This window comes from Niastella vici (genome assembly GCF_002077945.1).
GTDB lineage: Bacteria > Bacteroidota > Bacteroidia > Chitinophagales > Chitinophagaceae > Niastella > Niastella vici.
This window is the reverse complement of the sequence record NZ_LVYD01000067.1, coordinates 1-6,393: the sequence shown is the minus strand read 5'-3', so window position 1 is coordinate 6,393 and position 6,393 is coordinate 1. Positions and strand designations below refer to the sequence as shown.

General features: G+C 42.8%; 4 protein-coding genes. All 4 read right to left on the bottom strand.

What is annotated here, in order from left to right; genetic code table 11:
- Positions 1 to 1,683 (bottom strand): sugar-binding domain-containing protein (locus tag A3860_RS30070; protein WP_317043512.1); only part of this gene is annotated, 1,683 nt, incomplete at its 3' end.
- 17 nt (positions 1,684 to 1,700) lie between these two features.
- A complete protein-coding gene (locus A3860_RS30065; RefSeq protein ID WP_081153682.1) occupies positions 1,701 to 3,716 on the bottom strand; it encodes a beta-galactosidase in 2,016 nt (671 codons plus the stop codon).
- 92 nt (positions 3,717 to 3,808) lie between these two features.
- On the bottom strand, positions 3,809 to 5,890 hold the full coding sequence (locus tag A3860_RS30060; protein ID WP_081153680.1) for an alpha-L-fucosidase: 2,082 nt from the start codon (positions 5,888 to 5,890) through the stop codon (positions 3,809 to 3,811).
- A gap of 56 nt (positions 5,891 to 5,946) precedes the next feature.
- Positions 5,947 to 6,393 (bottom strand): RICIN domain-containing protein (locus tag A3860_RS41300; protein WP_158085409.1); only part of this gene is annotated, 447 nt, incomplete at its 5' end.

Here is a 6,393-nt window from a genome sequence, read left to right as displayed (position 1 = left end):
TTCACGGGCTTTGCACAGCGCGATAGATACATATCCCTTTCCCCAATTGTGCTCATACTCCCCGCGTGTTGAGATGAAACTTGTTGATTCGGTTGAAAACAATACCCGCCTGGGATAGTTTTCGTGGTCCTTTACATAGGCCAATCCCTTGTCTCCATAATTATATCCTACCACATCCAGCACATCGGCATAACCGCCATCGTTCCGTGCATGGTTCATAGCGGCCGTTACCTTACGTGTTGGATCAATTTTATGAGTTGTAGTAACCATTGTTTCAAGGATCCGTGCACCGGTCACCGTTCCCTGGATCCATTCTTCATTTTCCAAACTCCACATAAATATGGAAGGATGATTTCTGTCGCGGTACAACATGGTGGTTAAGTCCTTAATCCCTTCTTCACTGCTGCTGAGAAAACGGTTCTCATCCAGCACCAATAGCCCTATGCTGTCGCACATCTCGAGGAGTTCCGGAGTAGGCGGATGATGGGCACTGCGGTAGGCATTACAGCCCATTGCTTTCAACAGCCTTAATTTGTATTCGTTTATTTTATCAGGTAGCGCAACACCAATGCCGGCAAAGTCCTGGTGATTGGCAGTCCCTTTTACCGGATACAGTTTTTCATTTAGAAAAATGCCATTGCGATCGATTGCTATAGTTCTTACGCCAAAATTGGTTTCATACCTATCGGTAATATTTCCATTTTCAATAACCTCAGTTTTAACTTTGTATAAGATTGGCGATTCGGGCGACCAGCGCAATGGCTTTTGTATTGTGCCTGTTTGTGCAATTTCAGTTGTACCAAATGGTTCAATTTTTTGAGTTGAAGTCACTGAGTCCAGTACAACACCTCTGTTGTTTACAATTATTGAAACAAGGGTACAATTCTTAGGCTCCCTGTATTCATTCTTCACTATAGTTTTAATGCTAACTACAGCTTCCTGTGAAGATATGGAAGGAGTAGTAATATAAGTGCCAAACCTGTCAACGTGCAGCCTGCCGGTCTTAATAAGCCAAACATGCCTGTAAATGCCGCCACCTTCATACCACCAGCCCTCGTATTCACTGGCATCAACCTTCACCAGTATTACGTTTTTACCTTCCTTGCCATAACGTAACACATCAGTTAAATCGTAGTTTGACGGGGTGTAACCGCTTTGGTGGTTACCGAGCAAATGACCATTTACCCAAACGGTGCTATTCCTGAAAATTCCGTCAAATTCAATGGATATTTTTTTCCCTTTGTCGGCTTCCGGTATTTCAAATTCTTTCCTGTAAAAACCGATGCCTGTAGGTAAATATCCATTGCCTGCCGGCTGGCTGCCAAGTGAATTGTCATTTATAAAACCGTTCTCAACCACCCAGTCATGAGGCACATTAACCAGTTGCCAGTCTTTGGGATAAAATACAGTTGCACTTTCAACGTTCGTGTAATTAATCGTTGTGTCTTTGGCAGCTATTACTTTAACATTGGCATCTGTTAACCCACCCTGGCCGCCAGCCTTTACTGCACGCTTCATAGCGATATTGCCTTTGTGGAAGTGCCAGTTAAAATCAAAGTTCTCTTTAACTCTATTTCCTGATGTTGATTTAGTGATCTCCTGCGTTTTCGTATGTTCGCTACATGCTAGCAGGAACAAAGCGACACTAAACAAGGTTTTCCATTTTCTGTGCAGCAGCTTCATAAGTATTCCCCGATTGATTAATTTATCTCAATAAACTCCGGTTCGTAGGCAGCGATTGTGAAATTACCCGTGTATTCTTTATCAAACAGAATACTTCTTGATTTCCCTTTTACCGGAATTTCTTTTGGTTCACCTGTTACGTTCAGATACAGGAAATGGTTTTTGTCAATCTGCCTTGCCATGACGCCTGATGGCACATCAGGACCTTTTTTCATTGAAAGTTCATTGATCAAATCATCAAGCAAAGGATTCAGCACTTCACCCTTCGCTGGTATGCCTACATAAATGGCTCTTCCCTTTCCATATTTATTTGAAGTAATGACCGGATAGTCTTTATCCAGGCTTGTTATGTTTGCAAGAATGGCCGCTCCTTTAGATTCAATCACATCAAACCGTGCGGATTCAGTATTGATTGCTTTTCCCTGGTAGTTAACTTCGATCTTTTTTCCCCTGAATGATCTTTTTGAAATTTCATTAAGCGATTCTGTTTCTTCAAAGCTGCCGACACGGATCCCAAACACGTCATTCAACCTTCCCGGATGAGTGGAGGCAAACACCTTTCCTGTTTCATCAACGACAGCTGAATTACCTGTCATTACAACCGTGCCCCCGTTATTTACAAATTCCCGGATCTTACTGGCTGTTGTTTCATCCATTACGGCAACACCAGGTACAAACAACAATTTGTAGTTCAATGAGCTTTTGCTGATCTCTACCACCCGGGCATCCATATTGCGATGATAAAACAAATCAAAACAGGCCTGAAGCTGGTTATCATGTTGTTCGGGGAAATAAGCACTTGCAATCTGGCCCGGAAAAGAAAAAGCCAATCCAACTTCTGCCTGCACCTTATAAGGAAAATATTTTTCTATCTTCTTAAATTCGGTAGCGATCTTTTTGTATTCATCGTATTTGCGATTGGGAATTCCATCCCAGTCTAACATGCCTTCCAAATATTGTTCTTCTCCACTGTGCATGCTTTGCCACGTCCACCCACAAACCATTTGGTTACCGTACATGAGTGTTGCATAAGCAGACTTCCGGATTGAATTGGGGACCGCAGTCATGGTTGTAAACTCACTGCACCAAAAAGGGTTGGTGCTTTCAAATTGAATTCTTGCAATCCCAAACAAAGCCCCCATCACCCCCCAATTGGTAGTCAATGAATTTCCGGGATAAAACCCACAACCTTCACGCGTCATTTTGCCAGAATAGGCAATTGCGGAATAATCAAAATATTTTAGCGGGCTATAGTACCATGCATTGGTGTTAAGCAGGGCCCTGGGAGCATTGGTGTTTACCTTATCAATGACTTTAAAGAGGATCTGGTTGATCTCCTCAGAAACAAAACGCCTGAAATCGAGCATTCGTTCCGGCACATCGGCAGCATGCGTTGCCACAGGAAAGCCAACTTCTTCAAATTGGTTGAGCCTTCTTGACCAACGTTGCGTTGCCCATGCCCTGTTTAAATTATCAGGCGTGGAATATTTTTTCTTCAGCCATGTAATGAATCTTTTTCTTGCCGTTTCAGAATAAGAGATGGGCCCGTCACCGGATTCATTGTCTATTCCAAACGCCATTAATGCCGGATGTTTTCCATAATGCTTTGTCAGGGTATCGGCATACCGTACCGCATATTTTTGATACATGGGATCGCCCACATCTTCCATGTAGCGATGATTGGGATATCGCACATCACCGTTTGCATCTACAATGTCGATAGAAGGGTACTTGTGGTGTAACCAGATGGGTGCCGGACGAATAGCAATGTCCAAAATAACTTTTATACCTGCATCATTCATCAAATCCATCACCTTGTCGAACCAGCCAAAATCAAATTTCCCTTCTGAAGGCTCATAGCTGTCCCAGGCAAGATGCCCTAAACGCACAACGCTCAACCCCGCTTCTTTCATTAGCCGGATGTCCCTTTTTATTTTCTCTATGTTTTTATCATCGTGGGGATGATAGTTTGTACCAACAAAAAGCTCCTGCGATTTCAAAGAAAGAATGAGAGAAAATGAAAATATAAACAAGAGAAAGCGTTTCAAATAATACACGATCCGAATCTTTTAAAAAAACATTAAATAATATTATCTCTTTAATCCATTAACCTGCCGCGATACATTTAATTTGTAACCACATCCACCTCCCCATAGCCAATATTATCGTTATCCTCCGTATTTTTTAAAGCCCGCAGTTTAATATAACGGGCTTTTTCAGCCTTAATTTTTTTGGTTTGCCAAAGTGGATTGTTCTTTATGTTTGAAAACTCACCCTCATCAACCAGTTTCCATTCTTTATTGTCACTGGAAACATAAAACTGGTAATTGGTGATGATACCCGGCCCCCACATGGTTTGGTCGGGATAATATTTGAAACCACAAAGAGCTTCTTCTTTTCCCAGGTCAATTACAAGATCAGCAGGCAATTTTGTTCCCTTTGGCTGATGCCATGCAGAAGAAGGATCTCCATCGATGACTGCATTCACCTTTCCGTCTTCTATTCCCATAATTTTCCAATCTTTTCTGGCGATATCGAATTTTTCATGAGCCGCAGGGCTGCTTTTGCCTGTGGCAGCATCGAAAGCAATTGCTTTTAATTCCAACTTCCCGCCGGTTTGAAATGGCTTTGTATACTTTTTCGACCTGGTAGTTGGAACACTTCCATCCAATGTATAGTAAACAACCGATTCTCCATCAACCGGGGTGATGATTATTTCGCCGGCCTGATTCCTGATAATAGAAGGAGGCGCCAACTGTTGCGGTGCATTATAAATTCCGATGTTTGAAATTACAGGACAGGCTTTTGAATCGGTAATGGTAAAACGAACCTGTGTTGCCCTCACTGTAGGAAACCGCAGCATACGTTTATACCCGATAGTCGTTGCTTTTGCCAGTTCTTTCCAGTTGCCATCAACCAGCGCTTCAACTGTGAAGCCTTTTACTCTTTGCCCTAAACGAATATTTTCCTGCACTAAAAAACGGTTGAATGTGGTTGGCTTGCCAAAGTTTATTACCAGGGATGCTTTTGTAATGTCGTCATCAGTGGTCCAATAAGTATCTTTATTACTATCTATGGCTTTAGCTGCATCAAATTGTATTGAATTGCCTCGAACATTCGAAGCGGTTGCTTTTGATCTTGCAGCAAGGTTCACAGCAACCATTTCTTTCACTGCTTTTGCAAATCCAAGTGCCGATCTTTCATCGTTTGGATGGATCAATCCATTTGGCATGATCGGGAAGTTGAGCAACAATGAGCCATTATGCCCAATGGAGTTATAATACGTCTCCATCAGTTGAGGAATGGTTTTTACCTTAGCGTCTTCACCCGGATGATAAAACCATTCCGGCCGTATTGAAGTATTTACTTCGGCCGGCACCCAGGAATCGCCATTTTCCAAACCATAATGCAACATGTTCCAGGGCACTTCACCTGTAGCATTTAACAGGCTCCAGTTGGTTTCGCCTACCAAACCGGCTTCAGTTCCTACCCAGCGAAGATCGCCCCTGTCGCCACCATCGTTCCAGATAACAATGTTGGGTTGCAATTTGCGGATCAGCTTATAGGTGTTCGACCAGTCGTAATAAGTTGTGCGATCAATTGTACGGGTTTCATTGGCGCCGCCATAATATCCCGAACCGCCGTTTGCACCGTCGAACCATATTTCGAAAATGGGCCCGTAGTTGGTTAGCAGCTCTGTAAGTTGATTTCGGAAGTAAGTAATGTATTCAGGCTTTCCATAGTCGGGGTGGTTTCTATCCCAGGGCGACAAATAGATGCCTAATTTCAAACCATACTCTTTACAGGCATCGGCCATTTCGCGAACCACATCGCCTTTTCCATTCTTCCAGGGAGCATTTTTCACCGAATACTCCGTGTACTTTGAAGGCCACAGGCAAAAACCACAATGGTGCTTTGCCGTTATTATGATCCCCTTCATGCCGGCCTGCTTGCAAATACGGGCCCATTGACGACAATCCAGCTTATCAGGATTAAATAGTTTCACCGCTTCATTTCCATATCCCCACGATTGATCTGTGTAGGTATTTAATGAGAAATGAACAAAAGCGTAATATTCCATTTCCTGCCATCTCATTTGATTTTCCGTTGGAACAGGACCAACAGTGGCGGGCGCTTTTGTTTGTGCCTGGTTATAGCCGATTGCACCCAGGAAAAAAAATAGCCCACACAAAACGACCCTGGTCATACTATTTATTTGATACATGCTGTTAATTGACTTATTCAACTTTAATTACAACCTCATTATTTCTTAACCACCTTAAATGATCTACCTCCATTAACGCCATTTACCTTCACCACATACACGCCCGGTTTCAGGGAAGCGCCCATTGACATTGAGTTGGAGATTGCTGAATGCCCAATGACTTCTACCTGCCTGCCTAATACGTCAAAAATAGTGATACTTATTATTTCTTCCGGCTTTTCAATCATCATATTAAATGTTGATTTAAACGGATTCGGGTGTAAAAGTAGCTCATCAGTACTGGCAACTGTTGCTATTCGTCCACTTCCAACAGTGGTTAATGTCCATTGCTGGTTCTGACTATTACTTGAAGCCCATTGGCCTAAGTCGGCACCGTTGGAGGTACGCCCCATTCCGTCGAGATATAATCCTGTGGCTTTATTTTTAAATTTGACATAGTTTCCGGAAGTTTCCTTTGTCCATTGCTGTGCATTACTGGCACTGTA

Coding starts and splice junctions, on each gene's coding strand:
- A3860_RS30060 (WP_081153680.1), bottom strand. CDS start 5,890: ATGACCAGGGTCGTTTTGTGTGGGCTATTTTTTTTCCTGGGTGCAATC.